Source organism: Endozoicomonas gorgoniicola (genome assembly GCF_025562715.2).
Classification (GTDB): Bacteria; Pseudomonadota; Gammaproteobacteria; order Pseudomonadales; family Endozoicomonadaceae; genus Endozoicomonas_A; species Endozoicomonas_A gorgoniicola.
The window spans coordinates 4,018,953-4,039,854 of the sequence record NZ_JAPFCC010000001.1 but is presented as its reverse complement, the minus strand read 5'-3'; the positions used below and the strand labels follow the sequence as shown (position 1 = coordinate 4,039,854).

General features: G+C 44.7%; 23 protein-coding genes. 10 read left to right on the top strand and 13 right to left on the bottom strand.

The features are described 5' to 3' along the window. Positions 1-49: 49 nt before the first annotated feature. Positions 50-1,228 (bottom strand): hypothetical protein, encoded by a 1,179-nt coding sequence (locus NX722_RS18365; RefSeq protein ID WP_262564304.1) that lies wholly within the window; start codon positions 1,226-1,228, stop codon positions 50-52. A 242-nt stretch (positions 1,229-1,470) separates the two neighbouring features. Between NX722_RS18365 and NX722_RS18360 the strand changes: the two genes are divergently transcribed. Then, entirely contained in the window at positions 1,471-2,592 is a 1,122-nt protein-coding gene (locus NX722_RS18360; RefSeq protein ID WP_262564303.1) for a branched-chain amino acid ABC transporter substrate-binding protein, read from the top strand. Between the two features lie 297 nt (positions 2,593-2,889). Here the strand turns inward: NX722_RS18360 and darG are convergent, their stop codons facing one another. The 8 genes from darG to NX722_RS18320 are packed head-to-tail and all read right to left on the bottom strand — an operon-like array spanning position 2,890 to position 7,657. Continuing rightward, positions 2,890-3,906, bottom strand: a complete 1,017-nt coding sequence (darG, locus tag NX722_RS18355) for a type II toxin-antitoxin system antitoxin DNA ADP-ribosyl glycohydrolase DarG (protein WP_262564302.1) — start codon at positions 3,904-3,906, stop codon at positions 2,890-2,892. Between the two features lie 4 nt (positions 3,907-3,910). Further along, positions 3,911-4,516, bottom strand: a complete 606-nt coding sequence (gene darT / locus NX722_RS18350; protein ID WP_262568693.1) for a type II toxin-antitoxin system toxin DNA ADP-ribosyl transferase DarT — start codon at positions 4,514-4,516, stop codon at positions 3,911-3,913. Next, on the bottom strand, positions 4,495-4,887 hold the full coding sequence (locus NX722_RS18345) for a type I restriction endonuclease (protein WP_262564301.1): 393 nt from the start codon (positions 4,885-4,887) through the stop codon (positions 4,495-4,497). The genes darT and NX722_RS18345 overlap by 22 nt, the downstream gene beginning before the upstream one ends. Positions 4,888-4,942: 55 nt before the next feature. Then, on the bottom strand, positions 4,943-5,332 hold the full coding sequence (locus tag NX722_RS18340; RefSeq protein WP_262564300.1) for a nucleotidyltransferase substrate binding protein: 390 nt from the start codon (positions 5,330-5,332) through the stop codon (positions 4,943-4,945). Then, the gene (locus tag NX722_RS18335) at positions 5,322-5,612 is read right to left on the bottom strand and encodes a nucleotidyltransferase domain-containing protein (RefSeq protein ID WP_262564299.1); all 291 of its coding nucleotides are present in this window, start codon (positions 5,610-5,612) and stop codon (positions 5,322-5,324) included. Before NX722_RS18335 ends, NX722_RS18340 begins: the two co-directional genes overlap by 11 nt. 4 nt (positions 5,613-5,616) lie before the next feature. Continuing rightward, on the bottom strand, positions 5,617-6,999 hold the full coding sequence (locus NX722_RS18330; protein WP_262564298.1) for a restriction endonuclease subunit S: 1,383 nt from the start codon (positions 6,997-6,999) through the stop codon (positions 5,617-5,619). Further along, the gene (locus NX722_RS18325) at positions 6,996-7,175 is read right to left on the bottom strand and encodes a hypothetical protein (protein ID WP_262564297.1); all 180 of its coding nucleotides are present in this window, start codon (positions 7,173-7,175) and stop codon (positions 6,996-6,998) included. Before NX722_RS18325 ends, NX722_RS18330 begins: the two co-directional genes overlap by 4 nt. Continuing rightward, on the bottom strand, positions 7,172-7,657 hold the full coding sequence (locus tag NX722_RS18320) for a type I restriction-modification system subunit M N-terminal domain-containing protein (RefSeq protein ID WP_262564296.1): 486 nt from the start codon (positions 7,655-7,657) through the stop codon (positions 7,172-7,174). The genes NX722_RS18325 and NX722_RS18320 overlap by 4 nt, the downstream gene beginning before the upstream one ends. A 164-nt stretch (positions 7,658-7,821) precedes the next feature. Here NX722_RS18320 and NX722_RS18315 point away from each other — a divergent pair, with 164 nt between their 5' ends. Further along, positions 7,822-9,573 (top strand): hypothetical protein, encoded by a 1,752-nt coding sequence (locus NX722_RS18315; RefSeq protein WP_262564295.1) that lies wholly within the window; start codon positions 7,822-7,824, stop codon positions 9,571-9,573. A gap of 13 nt (positions 9,574-9,586) precedes the next feature. On the opposite strand, the gene NX722_RS18310 is transcribed toward NX722_RS18315, so the two are convergent. Further along, on the bottom strand, positions 9,587-9,727 hold the full coding sequence (locus NX722_RS18310; protein WP_456077466.1) for a recombinase family protein: 141 nt from the start codon (positions 9,725-9,727) through the stop codon (positions 9,587-9,589). 285 nt (positions 9,728-10,012) lie between these two features. On the opposite strand from NX722_RS18310, the gene NX722_RS18305 reads away from it, so the two are divergent. The 4 genes from NX722_RS18305 (at position 10,013) to NX722_RS18290 (ending at position 12,226) form a co-directional block, all read left to right on the top strand. Then, positions 10,013-10,708, top strand: a complete 696-nt coding sequence (locus NX722_RS18305; RefSeq protein WP_262564294.1) for a MerR family transcriptional regulator — start codon at positions 10,013-10,015, stop codon at positions 10,706-10,708. Beyond that, entirely contained in the window at positions 10,692-10,910 is a 219-nt protein-coding gene (locus tag NX722_RS18300) for a PIN-like domain-containing protein (protein WP_262564293.1), read from the top strand. The genes NX722_RS18305 and NX722_RS18300 overlap by 17 nt, the downstream gene beginning before the upstream one ends. 103 nt (positions 10,911-11,013) lie before the next feature. Next, entirely contained in the window at positions 11,014-12,006 is a 993-nt protein-coding gene (locus NX722_RS18295; protein WP_262563592.1) for an IS30 family transposase, read from the top strand. Between the two features lie 25 nt (positions 12,007-12,031). Then, positions 12,032-12,226: a hypothetical protein gene (locus NX722_RS18290; protein WP_262564292.1), complete on the top strand. Its 195-nt coding sequence runs from the start codon at positions 12,032-12,034 to the stop codon at positions 12,224-12,226. Positions 12,227-12,229: 3 nt separating this feature from the next. Here NX722_RS18290 and NX722_RS18285 read toward each other — a convergent pair whose 3' ends face one another. Together NX722_RS18285 and NX722_RS18280 are read right to left on the bottom strand one after the other, a co-directional pair. Next, complete coding sequence (locus NX722_RS18285; RefSeq protein WP_262564290.1) at positions 12,230-13,366, bottom strand: M48 family metallopeptidase; 1,137 nt, start codon at positions 13,364-13,366, stop codon at positions 12,230-12,232. A 3-nt stretch (positions 13,367-13,369) separates the two neighbouring features. After that, positions 13,370-14,251: an HsdR family type I site-specific deoxyribonuclease gene (locus NX722_RS18280; RefSeq protein ID WP_262564289.1), complete on the bottom strand. Its 882-nt coding sequence runs from the start codon at positions 14,249-14,251 to the stop codon at positions 13,370-13,372. 102 nt (positions 14,252-14,353) lie between these two features. On the opposite strand from NX722_RS18280, the gene NX722_RS18275 reads away from it, so the two are divergent. After that, complete coding sequence (locus NX722_RS18275) at positions 14,354-16,078, top strand: hypothetical protein (RefSeq protein WP_262564288.1); 1,725 nt, start codon at positions 14,354-14,356, stop codon at positions 16,076-16,078. Here the strand turns inward: NX722_RS18275 and NX722_RS18270 are convergent. Beyond that, complete coding sequence (locus tag NX722_RS18270; protein WP_262563696.1) at positions 16,040-17,743, bottom strand: IS66 family transposase; 1,704 nt, start codon at positions 17,741-17,743, stop codon at positions 16,040-16,042. The two genes, NX722_RS18275 and NX722_RS18270, sit on opposite strands and share 39 nt — an antisense overlap. Before the next feature lie 203 nt (positions 17,744-17,946). Between NX722_RS18270 and NX722_RS18265 the strand changes: the two genes are divergently transcribed. From NX722_RS18265 to NX722_RS18255, 3 genes are read left to right on the top strand one after another with little or no spacing between them, the layout of a single operon-like run. Further along, complete coding sequence (locus NX722_RS18265; RefSeq protein WP_262564287.1) at positions 17,947-18,231, top strand: hypothetical protein; 285 nt, start codon at positions 17,947-17,949, stop codon at positions 18,229-18,231. After that, positions 18,228-20,417, top strand: coding sequence for a hypothetical protein (locus NX722_RS18260; RefSeq protein WP_262564285.1), 2,190 nt, complete (start codon positions 18,228-18,230; stop codon positions 20,415-20,417). The genes NX722_RS18265 and NX722_RS18260 overlap by 4 nt, the downstream gene beginning before the upstream one ends. Continuing rightward, entirely contained in the window at positions 20,414-20,902 is a 489-nt protein-coding gene (locus NX722_RS18255) for a hypothetical protein (RefSeq protein WP_262564284.1), read from the top strand. Before NX722_RS18260 ends, NX722_RS18255 begins: the two co-directional genes overlap by 4 nt.

Below are 20,902 nucleotides of genomic sequence, written 5' to 3'. Positions count from 1 at the left end.
TATGTCTTATACAGAGCCATGAGCGAGAGAAATTGTTCATTTTTGACCATTACTCCACCATTTCATTGGCCGCTTCTGTTAAAGTATGTAGATCACTCCATCGGACAAGCCTTGTCAGTTGATCTTTCACTGCCTGACGTTGTGAAAACCAACGTGCAACCACTTCTAATGACAGATCCAATCCCAGGGCTGTTAATCGCAAGTCATCTTCAGTTGGGTTATTATTTGCTGAAAATGCGTCTTCCAGTCTGTTTTGCAGAAACTGGGGAATGTTTTCTTCCCCCTCTATTTCCTCTACTCCTGAGATTGCCTGATTCAATCCTGCTTCCTGATGAGCTATTTCCTCCAATGAAGGCAATCTGGCTCTCCGGCTGTTCCACATTATTCCTTGTTGTGTCGCTGCTATATCCATCAGCTCTAACATGCCCCGCTCCCCCATCACAGTAGCCCCCTGTATAAGAACCTCCAAACCCGTTGGTTCGTCTGGTTCATCAGAAGCAGGCGTTGACTGTGGATCAACCATAGAGACAGCCCATTCATTATTCAGGCCTTCATGATATTGCTGTTGATCAGTAGGAGTGCCGTCGTCTTCAGCCTCAGAATGCATCATCCACACTTGAATGTCTCTTATTGGGTGAATCCGGTAAAATGAACATAAATGATACCTGTCCACTGCTTGTTGCCCCATTCCAAATAAATAGAAGTGGGATTCGTTATTATCAACATCAATATTGCCTTTTCCGGAAAACAAAACGTCGATTCGATTAGCCTTGTCAGGTAAAAAACTTTGGACTCTATCCAAACCTTTTTCTTTCACCGCCGGCATTTGAGCGCAAAGCGCAATGGCACTGTTTTCCAAATATTTCATTTTCAGAGTACCTTCAACCGGCTCTGGCACATTTTCTGAAGGCACTTCAATCGAAGTCTGGCCATTTCTATATTCCCCGGATTTATTAGATGGAAACCACCACAAATTCAATAATACCCCCTCCCTTTTCTGAACTGTTTTCAATCGGACTCCTACCCGGCACTGCGGGGAATGATTATCATATGATCTGGTCATACCCATATCAGGCTCGGAATATTCATTAAAATTTTTATAGTTAAGGATAAATACACCTAATAGTCCGAATTGGAACAAATTGCCTGTAATGTCGGGAGATTCCACCTGACTCCACGACCTGAGCGTTATCAGCAAAAAGAATGCAAAAACATACAGTCGAGTCATAATCAATTCCTTATTTGTAACTGCATAAGCACATATAGCATAAAAAGCGAACTACTCTGGCTGTTTGTGGTATATCCAGCCCCGAAGCCTGGCGCCCCGGTCAGTCGTTTATTTTTTTGCGCCGGCTCTGAAAAAATAGTTGCTGATCTGGCTGTAAAAAATTATTAATATAGCGAGTGGCAAGCACCAGAGACTTTAAAATAACAAATCGAAACCATCCTTTTGGAAGGGGCGTCAACACAATGAAGAATAATAAAAAAAAATTATTGAGCCTTACGGCAACCATGCTGCTGGCTGGAGTCATGGGTATGGCTCAGGCTGAAGATACCATCAAAATTGCTCTGGCGGGTCCTGTAACAGGCCCTGTTGCACAGTATGGGGATATGCAGTTTACCGGCGCCAAAATGGCGATTGAGCAGATCAATAAAGCGGGCGGTGTCAATGGCAAGCAACTGGAAGCCGTTGTTTTCGACGATGCCTGTGACCCTAAACAAGCCGTAGCTGTGGCGAACAAAATTGCTAACCAAAGGGTTCAATTTGTTGTTGGTCACCTTTGTTCCTCCTCCACTCAGCCTGCTTCTGATATTTACGAAGATGAAGGCATTCTGATGATTACTGCGGCTTCAACCAGCCCTGAAATTACCAGTCGTGGTTACAAGATGATTTTCCGCACTATCGGCCTGGACAGTTTGCAGGGACCAACTGCGGGTAAATATATCGTTGAAAAGATCAAGCCAAAGAAAATGGCAGTGATTCATGACAAACAGCAATACGGCGAAGGTATTGCCAGGGCAGTCAAGGATGTTGTGGAAGAGGCAGGTATTAATGTAGCGGTATTTGAAGGTGTCACTTCCGGTGACAAAGACTTCTCTGCGCTCATTGCCAAGCTGAAAAGGGAAAATGTCGAGTTTGTTTACTATGGCGGCTACCACCCTGAACTGGGTTTGATTTTGCGACAAAGTGCTGAAAAGGGTTTGAAGGTACCGTTTATGGGACCAGAAGGTGTGGGCAACAAAGATATATCTGCTATTGCCGGCGAAGCTTCAGAAGGCTTACTGGTCACCCTGCCAAAGAGTTTCGATCAGGACCCGGTCAATGCCAAACTGGTTGCAGCCATCAAGGCAAAAGGCAATGACGCATCGGGTCCTTTTGTTTTTCCGGCTTACTCTGCTGTACAGGTGATGGCAGACGGCATGAAGATGGCTAAGAATGAAGACCCTGAAGAAGTAGCGGATGTGCTGCGCAGGAATGTTTTTACGACACCAACCGGACAACTGACCTTCGATGGCAAGGGCGATCTTAAAGACTTCAGCTTTGTCGTTTATAAATGGCACTCCGATGGTACCAAGACGGTGCTGGATTGATAGTCTTATACAAACTTAAGACATTTGGGTGAGGCTCTGTTCACTTCTTATGCTGAACAGAGCCTCACCCACTACATCATGTGAGTGAATGCTTTGCAGATAGCCTTTTCAGCGATAGTAATTCTTCCACTAAACAGCCATGAGCGGCTCTTTATGACAAGAGTGCAGCTCACTTTGCCGCTGCAATGGTCTTCAAATGTGGTATCGAGATCAATGACTTAGCCAGGGGCGGGAGGGTGTCCAAAAAGTATACTTACTTTGGCTGGTTAAAGATTCATTCAGTGATTGAATATCAACTCATCGACCCAAATGAGCAATAGCCGCCTTAACATGAAACGGCGTAAATAGGTTTGCCTTACGGGCAGACCATTTTTTAACACGCATAAAAATGTCTTCTTCGATCTGCTTTTGTTCATGGTTCTGTACCCAGTGAACAGTTGTAAGTAGCTCCATTCCATAAGGTGTTTCAAAACCATCAATGAACTGGCTGACAGACTCTAATCGGGACTGGGATGTTTCGTCCGCAGACAAAAACTGTTCTGCCTTTTGAGGTGCCCCAGGCATTAGCTCGATTAACTGTTCCGGGTTTTCATCATCCCCGAACCCCCGAATAAAATGCCCTTCCATTACATGCAAAAGAAACCGAATGTTGGTGGCATAAGGACCAAAGCGGTGAGCAACAAAGTTAAGTTTCAGGTCTTCACCCTGCTCTTGCAGCAAATAAGCCAGCTTATGCACTTCAAGCAGCGTCAGCTCATATTCAAGCTCACGATAACGAGCCATGAGAAGGATGATTAAAGCTCTGGCACGGGTCATATTGGGCTGCTTGGTGCCAACAGGCTGTGTCTTGCCATCAGGCGCACCTTTTGGTTCGTAAAGGTGAACATCAACGTCAGGCAATTCTGCAAAGGCAGCTTCTATTCGAGGCCGGACTTCCGACCATTCAAGTCCACCCAGGCCACAGCCCAGCGGTGGGATAGCAATGCTTTTGATGCCACGGTTCCTCACTTCTTCAATCAGAGCAACCAGCCCGGAATCCACATCTTCCATCAGGGAGCGATTGCGCCAGTGGCGTTTGGTCGGGAAGTTGATAATGATCTTCCTGCCCATCATATCGCCGTACTCATGCACAAACATGGCTCCGGGTTGAACCTCGTTCTGTTTGCAGGCTTTCTGGTAAGCCACAAAGTTTTCGGGAAACGCTTTCTTGAATTGCAGGGCAATGCCTTTGCCCATGTAACCATCGCAATTCACGGTATTTACCAGTGCTTCAGCATCTGAGCGCAGCAAGTTTCCCTGAGTGAGCTTGATCATATCCTTAGCCTTGGTAATACCATTGTCTGACGACCCTGACAGGCGGTTTATGTCGGTCTGAAAACTGGTCAAGGATAGCATTGACCCTGCCAGCGATGTCATCGTTAATTACAGCTATACCCTTAATCATCGACCACGGAAACTCACGGTGAACAAGAAACTCAGCCTGTTTGCGCCGCTTGCGGTCATTGTCTTCCAGAGTGTCTGCCCATTCCTGACTCAGAACCAGTGGCCAGTCCAGTTGACCCAGTTGGGAAACGTCGTCATACCATTGAGTGAAACGGGCAAGACCATGCCCATCAGAAAACACATAATCGAATCCGGCCTTAGCCACCTCATCAGCCCAGGCGACCAGATAAATAAGAGGTTCCTGCCCGTCACTGTAACCGTCCAGCCCGCCTTTGCTCAGTTTATAGAGCATCGGTGACAGAGGACCGAGATAAAAGGGCAGGTAATCATGGATAGCCCCACCCTTACCACATGGAATGGTTCTGAGGTGGCGGTGCGCCTGTATGCTGACATCATGAATCGTGTGATATTCAAGGCCATCATCAGGGACAAAGTGCGCCGCCTTCCGCCGTGCCTTTGTTAAACGGCAGAAAGAACGTATCGCTGCCCGCCAGACTGGTTGCCATATACACTTGGTACTGACTCACGGCAAAATGCACCAGTGCGCCCCGTTTGAAGGTCAGCAATGGTTCCGGCTTGCCGGTTTCCGGGTCTTTGGGGCAGACGGGTCTTTTTGTACTGACGAATGGCGTTATCGACGGACTGTTTAAACTCCGACTTCAGCTCCAGCGTCGCCACCGGCAAACCGTTGATAAACAATACCAGATCAATGCGCCAGGCCTTTATCTTTTTGCCGGCGGTGTATAGCGCAGTTTCCCGGTCATACTGGTCGGCTGACCCCGGCAGCCAGCCATTGGACTGCATTTGGGCGATCATTTCATTTTGGAAAATCCGTTCTTGGATGCTATCCATCGTATAACTCATGCTACAGAAAGGATTGTCTCCGCAGTGCGGAGACAATCAGGAATCAGTAGTGACCAAAGCGGGAAGTCAGGTGGGTATGCAATGCCTGCATCGCCTGATAATGAGAGGGTAAGCGGCGGTAAATTTCTAACGCCAGATCTTCTTTATACGTGTGCGAGGTAAGATTGCGATCTTTTAGCATACTGAGCCATGCTTTTTCATCATCAAACCAGTGAGCCGCAAACGCCTGCTGCATAGACTCCCTCGGAGTGTTGGCGGTAATGCCTTCCTGGGCAAGGCAGGCTTTCAAGGTTTTCCAGCTCAGTTCAATACAGAACTCGAACCGCTGAATTGACGCATCAACCACCAGTGGCTGGGATTCGTCGTATTGCAGTGATTCGTGAAATCGTTGCAGTGCTTTACCCAGTGCATCCAGTTTTAAATCAACACTCATACAATACCTGTTTATCCTGTTCAATGGCGGCCCGCAATGTGCTGCCTGCCGGTTCAGCATCAAAGCGCACGCAGTCAATGGTTAACAGGGTATCGGCTTGCTCCACAATAGCCAAGACCTGCAACCATTCGTTGTCTGAAGCGGTAGGGCAGAATACTGCAAGATCAATGTCTGAGCGTTCACGGGCGTCGCCACGGGCGCGGGAGCCGAACAGATACAGCGCCTCGACAAAGGGCAATGCCGACAGTTGTTGTAGAAACTGGTAGTCCGTTAATTTCATGGGTTTATTCCTTTGGTGCTGTCCAGTCACGCACGTCGATTTTGCCGGTGACGGCAGCGGAGATCAGGGCGGTGCGATGCTCGCTTAATAGTGTTATTTGCTTCTGGCACTCAGTCTCAAGAGAGTCATAATTAGTCTTCATTTTTTTGAGGTAAGACATGATTTCTCTACGCTCTTCAACAGGGGGAATCACCAAAGGTGTTTCTTTCATGCTGCTAGAAGAGATTGAAGCTAAGTTAGTACTTTGTTTCGCTACTCTATAGAAGTGAAACTTCGCATATGAGGAACCTGTAAGCAGTTCTAACCATTCAGGCTCAATTTCTCTGGGTCGGATTGCATGAACATGGTTTTGGTGAATGCAGGGATTAATTTCACCTGTCCAAACAGCGCCACGACCCAATTTATCGTTATCGCCGCCTTCATTCATCAAAACATCACCTTTTTTCAGCATAAAGCGGTCAAGCTGGCTCGGCTCAATTTTGATCGTATGAACATCAGTCAAATCAAGATAACCATCCTGAACATTGGCGACACGCAGCATGGGAACTTCAATGGTTTTTCTGCCGGTTAAATCTTTGCCCTTTGGTATACCTGATTGATGGTCAGATGCGTGCTTCAACCGTCTAACAACCCAATGCTCCGGCACTTCCCCAAGCCACTCCACACCGGAATCCTTCATCGGCGCGTCCGGGTTCAGCCCCTTGGTGACGGTATGACTGATCACTGCCTGTCGTTTTTCCTGCAACAGCCGGATCAGGGATTGTTGTTCTTCGATCAGGGTGTCGATTTTGGCGGTTTCGTGGTCGAGGAAGTTAGCGATAATGCGTTGCTCACTATACGGGGGAAGTAACTTTCGAAGATAAACAAAACGCTCTGCTTTGATGCCTAATGCCGTTGAGCCTGAAGCGTACATTTGTAACGACTGCTGAAACTCCTGAGACATAAGCAGATACCTGAAATAATAGTTATCAAGTATGCTTTTCATTCCCGAAAATTTAATGATTCTCTGAGCTAGGGCGAAGTCAGTGCGGTCTACAATCGCAACTTCGCCTAATGGAGCTTCTGTAGTAAATAGAACATCCCCTATCTCTGGTTTACCTCGAATCATGACCGATTCATAGTCATCAGGATCAATAAATTCTTGGGATTTTTCATAATCCAATTGCCCCTGCTTTATGTTTCGAGCTGTTACCAACAAAATCCCGGAATCAGTTTTGTTTGGTGTCTTACCACGATAATCAACAATCGAAGACAAATACTTTTTAAAGCCTGCAACCTGCCAATGAGAAGGAATGGAGCCAAACCATTCAACCCCAGAATCCTTATACTCCGAATAAGCCTTATACTTCCCACTTTCAGCTACCGGCTTCAAGCTTCCAGCCCTCATAACAACTCCCCTCCCAAACCCTGCTCAATTTCTTCAATACTGGGCAGTTGCACCTCACCGTCATTCCCGCGAAGGCGGGAATCCATTGCTCCGGTAAAAGATGACAGTTTTTTTACTGACTGTTGGCTGGTGTGGATTCCCGCCTGCGCGGGAACGACGGTGTTGTAATAATTCATGCTTTCAACCCTTTTGCGACAGCCTCCTTCGCGGGGATGACGAAAGCGTTGCATGCATGGTTTTTAGTGCTTAGCTGCACCAGACCCATGTCGTGATTGGAGATCGCCTTCGGACTCAGGTCTATGGTGGCGAATTTCCGCACCACCTTATACAACAGGTTGGCTTCGTTCAGGGTGCCGACAAATTCATCAAACTTGAAATGCTCAAAGATTTCGCGGGCATCACGGGAAAACGACTGAACGCAGGTTTCCAGATTGTCCTTGATGTCGCCCTGACTGCCGTCTTCGGGCAGGTTGCTTTTTCTCACCTGTTCATACTGTGCCAGTACCGCTTCTTTGCTGGGTTCCAGTACACACTCCAGGCGACGCAGCAGGGTAAAGGGCAGGATGATGCGCCCGTACTGGGATTGCTTAAAATCGCCCCGCAGGAGGTCAGCGACGGACCAGATGAAGGCGGCCAGGTTGGTTTGGGTGTTGGGCATGTTGGTAACCGGTAATGCGAGCGTCCGGGTGTTGAAGGTGCGGACTGATTTCGATTTGAGTAATGAGAGGTAGATTACAGGAAAGGTAGTAGGGTTTGAACGGTCGAATGCGTTTACACTGTGCTGATATGGAACAGCTTTACTGAACGAAAGGTGGTTATTCAATGTCCGGGTTGCAAGCAGCATTAGAAATGGAAACCGTTGATACGTTAAAGAAGCGGTATGCCATTTACTTTGGAGTGAGGCCAAAGCAGATTCGCAAGGCCTGGTTGACTGAAGCTCTGGCAGAAGGACTGTCTGATGAGGCTTATATGAAGCCGTATTTGCAGGGTCTTTCAGATCTGGAGCGAGCGTTTATTGAAGAGACGGTGTTTAATTACAAGGGTTTTATCGAGAAAAGCCGTTTTGAGGCCAAGTACGGTGACTTTCCTGAAAATAAAGAACGTCATGGGATGTTTTACTACGGTTCAAGGCTGGCTGAATCGCTTTCAGTGTTTTTTTATTCTCAGGAACGATACGGATGGGATTCTTCTTCAATAAAGATGCCTGATGAATTGCTTGTTGTTCTGAGAGAGCTTGTTGATGAACCGGAAGCCGACACATTGGCTGTTGATACCTTGCCGGAAACCCTGCCTGATGGCTATCAGGTGTTCGAACGGGAGCAGGTTGCCCAGTCGGAATTTCATGCGTTGCTGATGTTACTTCAGGATAAACAAATCAAGGTCAGCGACAAGACCGGTGTTGCGTCTCTGGCAACATTGAAGAAAGTCGCCAAAGAGGTTCATGAGTATTATGACAAGGCCTCCTGTCGTGAAGCAAAGGGTATGGAGCATATTGTTTCCTTCGGTTGGCTGAGAATGATGGGCAACAGCAAGTTTACCAGGCAGTCAAAAACGACGCTGGTTCAGGCAAAGAAGACGAACAACCAATTTGCCGACAACATTAAAGATATCTGGGATCAGTGGATCGGCAATCGTAAGTTCGATGAATTTAACCGTATAGATAACATTAAAGGGCAGACTGGCAAGGGGAAGCGTTTTTTTACGGACGTGGCTCCCAGAAGAGATGACATTATTGGCTATTTGAAAGACTGCCCTTCGGGGGTGTGGATCAACTTTGGAGATTTTTCCAAATACATGTTTACAACGGGTTCCGGGCTCGACATTACGACAATGCCCGGGTACCTCTACATTTATAATTCTGATTGGGGTGAGTTTTGCAATGCATCATGGGATCAGCTGGAGGCTCGTTATCTACGTTGCTTCCTGCTGGAATATGCAGCGACTCTCGGGCTTGTGGATGTGGTGATGGCTGCACCTAATGAGGAGGGCGTGTATTACGATGATTTTGGCGATATGGAGTGCCTTAGCCGTTATGATGGCTTACGCTTTTTCAGACTGACGTCGCTGGGCAGCTATGTGTTGGGTTTGACGGATGATTATGAGTCAAAGCCTACTGAAAGCAAAGTAACCAGCCTGAGTATTCATCGCCAGGGACGTATTGTTTTTGACAGTCACCCTGAGCCCTGGGAGCAGCAGTTTTTATCGCTTTACGCTGTGAAAAGCAAAGAAACCGACTGGAAACTATCCCGCAAGAAAATCATGGAAGCCACACAGGTTGGTGGTAGTGTTGCGGAATTAAAAGCTTTTCTGACCGACAGAGAGAGTCAGCCTTTTTTACCGGAAGATTGCGAGGGTTTGTTGAAACAGGCTGAAGCTAATCGGGAGGGGGTGAAGCTTCAAGGCGAGGCATTAATTATGTCTTGCAAGAGCAAGGAGATCGTTGATTTGATTATGAATGACAAAGTGCTGTCAAAGTGGTGTCAGCGTTTAGGAAAGTTACAGATTGTTATACCGCAGAATAAAGAGAAGGCATTCAGAGATAGTCTGAATGAAATGGGTGTAGGTGTCGTGTGATTGTAAGCCTTCTCTACCTTAACTGAGGCCGGTTGGTATCTTTGCCGCTGCAATGGTCTTCAAAGGTGGTATCGAGATTAATACCTTCAAGCTGGCGGGCGGTGTTCTGGTCAACGCTGCTGACCCGGATGTATCCGACGTTCTGGCCTTTCATGGCGGGGTTCCTCTACTTCTTATTCTGAGTAAAGGGAAAACTAGACCCTGCTTTACATCCTGTCCAGTTGGGCAGGATTAAGTTTTTTTGGACACGGGGGATCAATGACTTAGCCGGGGGCGGGAGGGTGTCCAGCAAGTGTGCTTCTTTGACAGTGTTACTGAAACCAGACAGCTGCGCTGGCATCGGTTTCAATCACCAAACTGTTTGGCCGATTGACTTGTCATCTGCGTCATGCTGATGTTTACTAACGATCCACGATAATTGAGAAGCAGGGAGGTAAAAATGACATCATTGATTGGCGTTGGTTTATACAGCATCCCTGAAGCTTCAGTTCTTACAGGCATTCCATCTCGCAAGATCAGGGGCTGGATGCTGGGATACGAATCAGGCAGTCGTTCCAGACAGGCTCCCCTGTGGAAGTCAGCAGTCACAGAAAGCATTGATAACACAATTAGCTTTCAGGATTTGTTGGAAATCCGCTTCGTAAACGCATTCCGGCAATACGGTGTTCAATTACCGACGATCCGGGCAGCCGTGAAGCAGGCCAAGGAATATTTCGATCAGGACTACCCGTTTACATGCAGGCGCTTTCAGACGGATGGGCGCAGCATATTTGCGACGGTGGAAGAAGAAACCGGTGATGAAAGCCTGGTTGATTTGATAAAAAAACAAAATGTATTCAACAGAGTGATTAAGCCATCTTTGTATACGGGTATTGAATACGATGGGGATGAAAGCAGTGCTTTGCGCTGGTTTCCGGTTCCAAAGAGCAAAAAGGTCGTGCTTGATCCCGCACGTTCATTTGGCAAGCCTATTGTTACAGCCGCAGGTATCACAACAGAAACGTTGTACCAAAGTTGGTTAGCAGAAGACCAGAATGCCAAAATGGTTGCCAGTCTTTATGAGGTAGACACTGCTTCTGTGAATGCCGCCGTTAGTTTTGAGCAAAGGATTGCCGGTGGTGAAGTACCTCATTGATAACAATTTGCCTCCAGCGTTAGCTCATGCCATTCGTGAGCTTTCAACCGTTTGTGACAATACTGAAGTCTATGCCCTGAAGGATAAGTTTTCCCCGGATACGAAAGATATTGACTGGATTACTGCTTTGTCCGGAGATAAACACTGGGTTGTTGTTTCTCAGGATCGTTTCAAAAAAGGCAATCCTGAATTCGTATCATAAGTGCATAACCTCTGTAACCAGAGGATTGTTTCAGAACCTTTGAAGTGAATCAGAACTCAGGGGTATTCTGTAAAGCAACCAAACCATACAGAGGAAGCCAAGGATGGCCTATACACACCTGAGCTCTGAAGAGAGATATTATATCGAAACTGAACTCAAAAATGGGACTTCACAAAACAAAATTGCTAAAAAGCTTGGCCGTTCACAGCCTACCGTGTCGCGAGAAGTAAACCGCAATAAAGGGCAAAGAGGGTACAGGCACCAACAGGCTAATCGCACAGCTCGGCAGCGGCACAAAGATAAGCCAAAAGCTATTAAGCTGACAGACGACATTAAACAACGTATTTCAAACGATATCCGTTCAGATTGGAGTCCTGAACAAGTGGCTGGAAGGCTTGAAAAGGACGGTGTAATCAAGCTGCATCATGAGACGATTTATCAATTTGTAGCGGATGATAAACGGCGCGGAGGCTCGCTCTATAAGCACTTGAGGCACCAGAAAAAAACTTATCGAAAGCGATACGGTTCAGCTCATAACCGAACCGGTATACCAAATCGGGTTGGCATTGAAGAACGCCCCGAAGTGGTCAACAACAGAGAGCGAGTTGGTGACTGGGAAGCTGATACTGTAATAGGTAAAAATCATAAAGGAGCCATCGCTACATTAGATGAACGAAAAACCAAGCTTCGCCTTGCTGTCCCTCTACCAGGCAAGAAGGCAAAAGCGGTTAAACAGGGAATAATTGACGTACTCAAGCCTCTGAAAAGGTTTGTAAAGACAATAACATACGACAATGGAAAGGAGTTTGTTCAGCATGAATCAATTGCCAAAGCTTTAAAATGTGACAGCTACTTTGCTGCCCCCTACCATTCTTGGGAAAGAGGCCAGAATGAGAATGCTAATGGTTTGCTAAGGCAGTATTTCCCCAAGTCGATGGAGCTTAATGGCGTGACAGAAAAAGATGTCATCATTGCAGTGGATAAGCTGAACAACAGGCCAAGAAAGTGCCTGGGCTACAAGACTCCTTATGAGGCATTTAAAGAGTCAACTGGAATAGATGCAAGAAAAGTCATGGGTTATGCACTTATGACTTGAATTCAGGAATGAAGAAAAAGAAGCATTGCGGCGCAGTGGCTTAACGGTTTTCTTTCTGGACAAGCAATGGTCGAAGAGAAAGTACTGGGAGAAAGCCCATAATCTGGTGCGCTGGTGGCCTGCTATCATGGATCACGCTGAACACATGACAGGCGGGTCGGCTTTCAAGGTAAGATGGAATCATGGTGCGGTTGCCAAATTTGAACAGGTACAGCTTTAGAGGTCACACCTCAACCCCCAACCGATCAACCTCCGCATGACACCTTTCCCAGTCCGGGTAATGCTTTGCAACCAACACCCAGAAGGCTTTGTCGTGGTGCTTTTCAATGGTATGGCACAGCTCATGGACAATCACATAGTCGAGTACGGACGGGGCGAACTCCATGCAGCGTGGATGGAACTCCAATACATTGTCTTCGCTACAGCTGGCCCAGCGTCGCTGGAACTTGAACATCCGGTAGCCTGTCGCCTCAAGGCCGGTCTGTCGTTGCCAGTAGCGGATACGGGGGAGTAGTTTGTCTTTCGCCTTTTCCCTGAAGAACGCTTCCCTGGCAACACGGAGTACTGAATTGCTGATGTGGCTGCCTTCCGGTGACTGAATGAAAAACCGGGAGTGGTTAAAGCTTATTCGTGCCTGACTCAGTTCCTCTGCCGGTTCCACCACGCAGTACCAGGTTTTGCCCCGGTAGAGCAGGCGACTGCCGGTGATGAACTCGTCTTTCAGAGCCAGCTTGATCTCGCCCAGTACCTTGAAATAAGGCTGGTAACGGGCTCCCCGCTGGTCGGGCAGCACCACATCAAGCCGGGCATCCGGGTCAAGGTGCAGGTCGGCGTCTTCTTTATACAACTCTGGCTGTTTAATCGGGTCGTGTTTTTTTGGCAGCAGGTTCAGCACTTTCTGCAAAGCGGTTTCCAGCTTAGGCAGTTCGCTGTTGATGTCCGTCCATATTTGTTCGGGTTGCACCTCGCTACCATAGATGGACAGAGCCTTGTCCAGATATTCGACCACGCCATGATAATCGACAATGTAACCGGCGTTTTTGCCCTTGCGGGTACGGTTCACACGGGCAATGGCCTGAAGCAGTGTGTGTTCCTTCAGGGGCTTGTCCAGATACAGGGTGTTGACGATGGGAGCGTCCCAGCCGGTGAGCAGCATATCGGAGACAATCAGCAGGCCAGTATTATTCACCCTGGTATGATGCTTATCGTTCTGGCTCTCATCCCCGTAAGGTTTCTTGAACAGGTCGTTGACCAGTTTGGGAATCTCATCGGTGGGAACGGCAATGGGTTGACCGCCGTCTTTTATCTCCGCCCGCACCCGCTCCTCAATGGATTGCAGCTTGTGAAGAATGCCATGCACCTCCTAAGCCGCCTGCGCTTCATTCACGCCGGTCTTGTTCTCGGTAATGCCCCCCAGTGAAATCACCACCCGGCTTTCAAAGGTGTCCTGTCCAGCTTTTGTCCGTTCTGCCATGATGGCGTCCAGCGTGTCTTTGTAGCGTACCGTCATATCCCGGCCATCACACACCAGCAACCCTTTAAACCCTTTGGCTTTGACGCTGGTCAGGAAATGCGGCACCAGATGTTGGGCGTTCTCATCAATACGATCCTGGGCGGTGCGGCGTTTTTTGAGTAGTGCCTGTTTCAGCTGCTTCTGACGGGCTTCGTCTTCCTGACCGAACACATCACCAAAAGCGGTATCCAGCTCCGGGTCAACGGTCAGGTCGGTCATGCCTTCCTGGTACTTAATGGGCAGCGTGGCACCATCGGCAACGGCTTCATCCAGCCGGTAGGTGTCGATGTAGTCGCCGCTACCACCCTTTCCCATAAAAGCATTGAGCGTGTTCTTGTCTTCCTTGAACAGCGGTGTGCCGGTAAAGGCGATAAACCTGGCGTTGGGCAGGCTGGCCCGCATAAAGGCCGCCAGAAACCCGTACTGGCTGCGGTGGGCTTCATCCACCAGAACATAAAAGTTGGGTTTGGTGGATAACACCTGAAAGTCCACCGCCTCCCGACTTTGTTCCACCCATTGGTTTGGTCTGGCAGTGCCGTCGGCATTGAGCAGGCCATAGTTGACGTTCTGGTCTTCGCAGATATAGAACTTGCCATCTTCAAGCACCCGTCGGACACGGGTCTGGTTGTCTTCGTTGTCGGCTTCTGCCTCTTTGGCGGCAGCCTTGATGGGCTTGCCATCCCGTTCCTGAAATTTCTGGACGAAACAATTCCGAACACGAAATATTGTCAAAAAAATTATGATTGGTGCATTAATACATTGATATTACTAGATAAAATCAACTTCATAGTATATTTTTTGACTAGTATAAATTTGACAGTTTCTGAGATAGAGATGAAAACTATATTAGAAGGCGATAGAATTGTAATCCGGCATAAGAAAACAGACGGTAGATTTTCATATACAAACCTCAATAAAATTAGATATCTTTCAGACCATAAAGTTATAACTACTATGATGATTGCCTATTGTGAGGGCAAATCCTATAAAAGTATCATTTCATGGATTAACAGGGTTAACTCAACTCTTAACGCTCTAATTGAAAAAACAGATATTAATCGACTTCCTGAAACATCAAATGAATGGCGTATTTTTATAAAAAATTGGTATGGAATTACTCTGACTACATCAAAATTAAAAGCAAAAATTGAAACAAGGGTTAGTGTTTGGAATAAAAACATTAGGCCTTTTTTGATTTTTTTGCAATTTAGAGAACTAATACCAATTGATGTTCTTGTGCCACCAATGGGAAAAGTTGGAGAAAAAATAAAAAGCACAAGTTTCAAGGTTTCTTTAATAGGAGAAACTCCCCCAAAAAGAGTAGAGAAAAATAAGGATATAAACAACCTGATTATACCAATAACCCTTAGCAGAAATGATGCCGACTACCTTGATGAAATTCAATTTGAACTAGAAAGAAGGCGAGATAAATTATATGCCTGCTTAAAAAATTACTGGCAGGCTATAAAGCTACACTATGAATTTGGGCAAAAAATTTTTAAATCTATAGATAAAGAAAAGCTTTTGTCCCGCATAAATCGTAAGGATGTTTTTGATTATAATATGAGGCCAGGACGTGTGCCGCCTTTGAGATATCATATAGCGGCATCAAATTATAAAGAAGGATTTAATAACTGCCTGTTTTTATTGCAAGAGTTTGGTATCGGTTACTCCGTGGCAGCCTATCGACACCCCGCATTTCCAAGCAAAGCTATATCCTCTTATTTGTTGGAAGGCTATGATCCTTTTCCCGAGTGCAAGATAGAAAATGTTTCTGAAATCCCTATTTGCAATAGAATCAATTGGTGCTTTGGGATCTTGTGTCATAGAGACATTTCTTACATTACTGCATTGCTTATTATGCTTAATCCTAAGTTTACTTTTGAATCACTATTACAAAGCAATATTTCCGATAAGAATGGAAAAACATTATTAGAAATCACGGAAAGTGGCAAAACATTTTCAATAGAGAAAATGCGTGCCAAGTCAATAAAAACAGAAGTTTTAAATGATACTAGTTTGGAAATAATCAGTACCATCACAGAGATGAATGTGAAGAACAGAAAATATGCTGATGCCAGCATAAAAGATAGGCTTTTTCTTGTATTAGATAGGTTTGGTAAAAAATTAGTCTCTCCAAGCCATACAAGAGTAAGTAACTGGATTACAGGTTATGACAGTAGCAATAGCAATGCGCCATACTCTGGAAAATGCTTAATGCACTTTTATCCATCATTGAAAGAGTATGGATTAATTGAAAATACAATTACTCATTCAAAAATCAGAGCAACAGAAGGTGTTTTGGAATGGTTTAGAACTGGTTCAGTGAGATCAGCATCAAGAAGGCTAGGTAATTCCAATAGAGTCGCTCTGGAGCACTACATACCAAAAGAGCTAATTGCGGCGTATAACACAAGACAAATTCGTAGATTTCAGAACCTACTAATTACAACAGCTACTATTAACGAAAACTATCTTTTAGAGGCAGTAGATTTCACGACATTAAATGAAGGTAACTGCTCATATTCCATTGGCAAGAACCGTTTCCTGATAGCCTGATGCCTTCAGGATGAGATGCCCCAGCTGCGGAATCAGATTGGTTCCAGTCAGCCTGTCCCTGAGATAGTTGGCAAAGGACACCCCGTGTTGTTTACAGGTCTTTTTCAAACTGGCAAAGGTGTCGCGGCATTTCCTCCCAAGTTTACTCCGGGTACCACCGCTAACCTTTCGCCGTTTCACATACTCTCTGATCTGCCTCTCGCTCAGGTTGTTGTGCAGTGGCAGCCACGGATACTCAAGAACCAATAACAGCTCTTCCCTGACAACCATCAGTTTGCCCAACTCAGCCTGCAAGGCAGGGTAGTCAACCCGCTGTGTTACCCAACGATCAAACTCCTGGTAGAGCTTCTGTTTCTCCTTGTCCGTTGGTTTTTTCTGGTAGGCCTCAATGTCGTCGTAGAGGCACCAGTACTGATCCTGCACGGTGTCACGGGCGGCTCGTTCCAGGTCATTGGCCGGTATCAGCTTGTCCATGTTTCTTCCCGCATGGTACCAACACAGCGAATGCTGAAAGGCTGTATCAAACTGCCGGGCTCCATCGCTATGGATAATCAGGTTCTCAAGGCGATGATTGAGCATCAATGCGGCCTTTAAAACACCCTCTGTCGCCCAGCGCCTTTGTTGCGGGGCAGCACAACCAATGCTGTTAAGGAAGCTCTCCCACTCTTCTTCTGTTGAGAAACGCTTCTCGCCGCATTCGGATAGCGCAGTGATCCACTTCTTCGACACATCAACCTGATTCTCCATGTAGTCAATGGCAACGTCGTTGAGAAGATAAAGCCGCTGCTGCCCTTGCAGACAGCCCAGGAAATTAATCCTGCTCTTACTGTCGCTGCTATGGAAGTAGGAAAAATAAGGGTTGCCGATAAACAGGCAGTAGCCGTTTTTTCCTTGGTGGCGAGCACCTGTGTCGTCGGCCTGGAGATAATCAGAGCAAGTCAGCCCTGCTTCCAGCAATTCTTCTTTTTCCTGGTGGAAAATATCATGGCCTTTCGTCAGGATGTTGCTCAGGGAACCTTCTGATATTGAGCATCCATGGTCGTGCAGCCAAGATAGCAGTAGTGGCTGTGTCGTACTGCATGAATGATAAAAATCCAGCAGATGGGCTTTCAGGTTGTCGCCAAAACGGTCTTTCACATGATCAGGTAGCGGGGCTGACACCCCGCCTTCCGGAGTTGTGTAATACTCACGCCTGTAGCGAGTAGTGACAAAACGCAAGTCCAGCTCAGTATGGAAAAAGTCGATATAGCACTTGAAGCGCCAGTTCTCACCGGGAGCAGCGATTGAACAGATTTCCTCTCGGTCAACAGTCATTGGTGGTGCAGCGGTTTCACCGGCTTCTTGTGATCGTGGTCGTTTACTTTTCGGCGGACGATCAGTGTCACTTTTCCCGGCAGCCTGATCAGTGTCTTCCGCAGAAGAGCTGTCTTCCTGATCATCGCCCTTGTCCGAGACATTAGGCCTGATTTTAGGCTTGCCCTTGTGCTTCTTCAGGTGGCGAATTTCTGCTCGAAGCTGTTCGTTCTCTTCGACCAGCTGTTCGATCTGAACGCGCTGCCTTTCAATTTGCACAGATTGCTTCTCGACCGTGTCGAGAAGGTTTTTGACGAATGAACGCAACTGTTCATTGTCTGTACTGGAGAATAGTGAGTCAGGCAGGTGCATACGGTGAAATATACGAAAGATCAGGATAACTTTCTTTGACCTGTAGAGGTTGATTTGCCAGTCAATTTTGAGCAGTTACAAATGAAGTACATAAGTTCATTGAAGATATTATTTCCTTAAATAGCAAATCAAAGAACCCGTTAGTTGATTATCTAAAAGATCATTATAAAAAATCAAACTCAGCTTCTGCAACATCTGGTCAAATGATAGCTTCAATATCTGAACAGGCGTTAACAGCCGTATATCTTTATAGAGCATCTGCCATGAATTGTGGTTTTGATGTAAATATGCTCAAAAAAGAGGGTAAAAAAACAGGTATATCACCAATGGCGATAATTTCTTTAGGAAGTCACCTCGTGAAGATTTTGCCAACCAGTCCTGACCCAAAAATCAGACAGTCGCATGAAAGAGCCTTTAATCAAGCTAATTCAATGCTTCCAAATGTCAATTGGACAGATCTTATGATAAGCAGAAAGGTAGTAGTATGAAAGAAATAACTCTTGAAGTAAATTCCTCCATTACTGATGTTAGCTCAGTAACACAGTTTTTGGCAAATTATGATAGAGCTATACAAGTATATGAAGGTGATTTCAAGGCAGATTGGTTATTGACAGATATTCATGCTGATATATGGATTATGAAAACACCCAAAACTATAAAAAAATATATCAAGAAGAATGGAGATTTTGATGATGCAAGCACTCACCCTTTTAGCTATAAATATACACATAATGTAAGATGGGATAGGATCTTACCTGACGAAACTCTTTTGACTGACAAAAATAATAGAGAGTTTTTAGAGTTAGTCCAAAAGCTGGTTTTTATAACTTATGAATCACCATATTTAAATGGTAAATCAAATCTAACTGGGTTGTTTACCATGTGTTCTCCATTATTGATGTTTATTTCATGGATGTATTTGCATAAAGAAGTATTCAATCCGTCATCTTTTGGTTTTTCAAAGTTAACCAACAACTATCTAGAAAGTTTTATCAAGGATGCAGCTAAAGGAGGGTCTTTTTCAGTACTTAAGACAGGAGAGAGGATTATTAACAAGATAAATAGTATTTCAAGATGCTCTATTTCTAACAAAGACATATTTTCTCTAACAAAGATAGAGAAAGATTCTATCATTGAGTTTTTTGAAATAAATTGCTGTTATAAAAAAAACAATTATGGTGTACATGTTATAGATAGGGTAAAGATTAGAGACTTATTTAATATATCAAAACAAGAGCTCAAACCCAGTAGCTGCACTCTATTTCTACGACAGTTTGAGCCAGAAGTTCTTTCTGTCAATGACAAGCTACTACTCCCACTTCATCTAAAGAACGAACTGCCTTCCCATAAGACATCTTTAATGTCAGATACAATAGATAAAACATATGGAGAATCTTTATCGTCAGGTGCTTTGAGCTGTCTTGTCGACTTCATGAAACTAAAGCAAATGTTCCCATCAAAGCTACCAAAACCAGAAGTGATACAAACAAAAAAATTATTTAATTTGATTAATAAGGAGTGCGACTATGGAAATGTGACACCATGGATACCACTTCCTATCTCTTTAAAGCTATTAAATAGGTCAATTGGTTTCATTGTTAATTATGGTGAAGATCTTTTAAATTTCTATGATGAGTTATCTACAGAGTTAATTAAAATTGATGGTTACAGAACAGATCGAAATTTCTTTCCGATCAGGTGTGCCATTATAACTTCGATGATTCCAGATAAACTCAAAAATTTTAATATTTCAAAGTTAGGGCAAAAAAAACATAGCGGAGTAAAAACACGAGTTCAAAATTTAAGAAAAAACCCCTCTGTACATGAGGTGTTAAAGGTTTTACTGGGCGCATGTTTAGTAATCATTGCAGGATTAAAGCCTATCAGAGCAGGAGAGCTATCAGCTTTAAAGTACGATTGTCTTTTTTTTAAGGATGGTGATGGCTTTTGGATATCCCAACAGTTGGAAAAATCAGGAAAGAATGGAATTCTTCCTTCAACAGAAAAGCCTATACCCAAAATATCTGCAAAAGCAATACAGCTATTGCAAAGATTTAATGACATATCTCAGAAGATAGTAAAAAACGTTAATAAAAAAGAGTCAGAATACTTGTTGTATGGTATAAACTTGACTGGTAGCTACAGAGAGGGCTCGGTAAAAAGTGCGCAGGATATTCATAATTTGATGGCTGTTTTCTGTGACTATATTGAATTAGAGCCTGATGAATATGGAAGGCGGTGGTATGTTAACGTTCATGAACTTAGAAAATCCTTTCTATTGACTTTCTTCTGGACCTTTAAATTTTCTTCATTAGATGCCTGCCGCTGGATTGCAGGCCATAAAGACCCTGATCATGTTTTGAAATATATTGAAGCTAATATTCCAGGAGAAGAAATGATCGAAGTAGAGTCTGAATATGCGTATCAACAGATAAGGCTATTTTATGAAGGAAGTTCTTTACCTGAAATGAAAAATATAGAGTCTCTTAATGATGATGTCTGCAATCATTTTAACGTTAATAATATTTCTGAAGTTCCAGAAGATGACCTAAAAGACTGGATTAATCTTGCAATAGCTAAGGGTATCTATAAAATAGAAGTTTTTGGAATAGATAGTCTTGATGAAGAGATAAATACAGAAGTTGCCTTCCGGTTAAGGGATGCAGACTCATGACTAAAGATAAAAATGCTAAATCAGTTATCGCCTTATTTAATGAAATGACCAAAGCATTAGAGGAAGGGTGTGATAATTATCATTGGCTGATATCTAAATGTAGAACCCAGTCATCTCTTTCTTTAATTGAGAGAGCATCGGATAATATACACCCGATGACATTGAATACTTTTAAAAAATATTCAAACTTATATATCGATGGAGGATTTGAATCAATTAATAAAATACGTATACAGCTTAAGACAAAAAGACCTAATTCTCTCCCTGCGAAAAAAAAGCAACGACAGGAAGAAAAAGTAATTGATATTCAATCTAAACTGGAGGAAGCAGAGCGAATGCGTGCTGTTTTATTAAGAGCATATAATGAGTTAAATAAAATTACGCTAGATGCTTTAGTCAATAGTCCACAGTGTCAAAATGATTATCAGAAGCATAAGAAGCTTTATGCTTCTTACTTTGGTTTAAACCTTGTTAAAAACAAATGA

Excerpts from the sequence above, each read along its gene's own strand:
- NX722_RS18365 (WP_262564304.1), bottom strand. The coding sequence starts at position 1,228 with ATGACTCGACTGTATGTTTTTGCATTCTTTTTGCTGATAACGCTCAGG.
- NX722_RS18360 (WP_262564303.1), top strand. The coding sequence starts at position 1,471 with ATGAAGAATAATAAAAAAAAATTATTGAGCCTTACGGCAACCATGCTG.
- darG (WP_262564302.1), bottom strand. The coding sequence starts at position 3,906 with ATGATCAAGCTCACTCAGGGAAACTTGCTGCGCTCAGATGCTGAAGCA.
- NX722_RS18345 (WP_262564301.1), bottom strand. The coding sequence starts at position 4,887 with ATGGATAGCATCCAAGAACGGATTTTCCAAAATGAAATGATCGCCCAA.
- NX722_RS18340 (WP_262564300.1), bottom strand. The coding sequence starts at position 5,332 with ATGAGTGTTGATTTAAAACTGGATGCACTGGGTAAAGCACTGCAACGA.
- NX722_RS18335 (WP_262564299.1), bottom strand. The coding sequence starts at position 5,612 with ATGAAATTAACGGACTACCAGTTTCTACAACAACTGTCGGCATTGCCC.
- NX722_RS18330 (WP_262564298.1), bottom strand. The coding sequence starts at position 6,999 with ATGAGGGCTGGAAGCTTGAAGCCGGTAGCTGAAAGTGGGAAGTATAAG.
- NX722_RS18325 (WP_262564297.1), bottom strand. The coding sequence starts at position 7,175 with ATGAATTATTACAACACCGTCGTTCCCGCGCAGGCGGGAATCCACACC.
- NX722_RS18320 (WP_262564296.1), bottom strand. The coding sequence starts at position 7,657 with ATGCCCAACACCCAAACCAACCTGGCCGCCTTCATCTGGTCCGTCGCT.
- NX722_RS18315 (WP_262564295.1), top strand. The coding sequence starts at position 7,822 with ATGTCCGGGTTGCAAGCAGCATTAGAAATGGAAACCGTTGATACGTTA.
- NX722_RS18310 (WP_456077466.1), bottom strand. The coding sequence starts at position 9,727 with ATGAAAGGCCAGAACGTCGGATACATCCGGGTCAGCAGCGTTGACCAG.
- NX722_RS18305 (WP_262564294.1), top strand. The coding sequence starts at position 10,013 with ATGACATCATTGATTGGCGTTGGTTTATACAGCATCCCTGAAGCTTCA.
- NX722_RS18295 (WP_262563592.1), top strand. The coding sequence starts at position 11,014 with ATGGCCTATACACACCTGAGCTCTGAAGAGAGATATTATATCGAAACT.
- NX722_RS18275 (WP_262564288.1), top strand. The coding sequence starts at position 14,354 with ATGAAAACTATATTAGAAGGCGATAGAATTGTAATCCGGCATAAGAAA.
- NX722_RS18270 (WP_262563696.1), bottom strand. The coding sequence starts at position 17,743 with ATGCACCTGCCTGACTCACTATTCTCCAGTACAGACAATGAACAGTTG.
- NX722_RS18265 (WP_262564287.1), top strand. The coding sequence starts at position 17,947 with ATGATAGCTTCAATATCTGAACAGGCGTTAACAGCCGTATATCTTTAT.
- NX722_RS18260 (WP_262564285.1), top strand. The coding sequence starts at position 18,228 with ATGAAAGAAATAACTCTTGAAGTAAATTCCTCCATTACTGATGTTAGC.
- NX722_RS18255 (WP_262564284.1), top strand. The coding sequence starts at position 20,414 with ATGACTAAAGATAAAAATGCTAAATCAGTTATCGCCTTATTTAATGAA.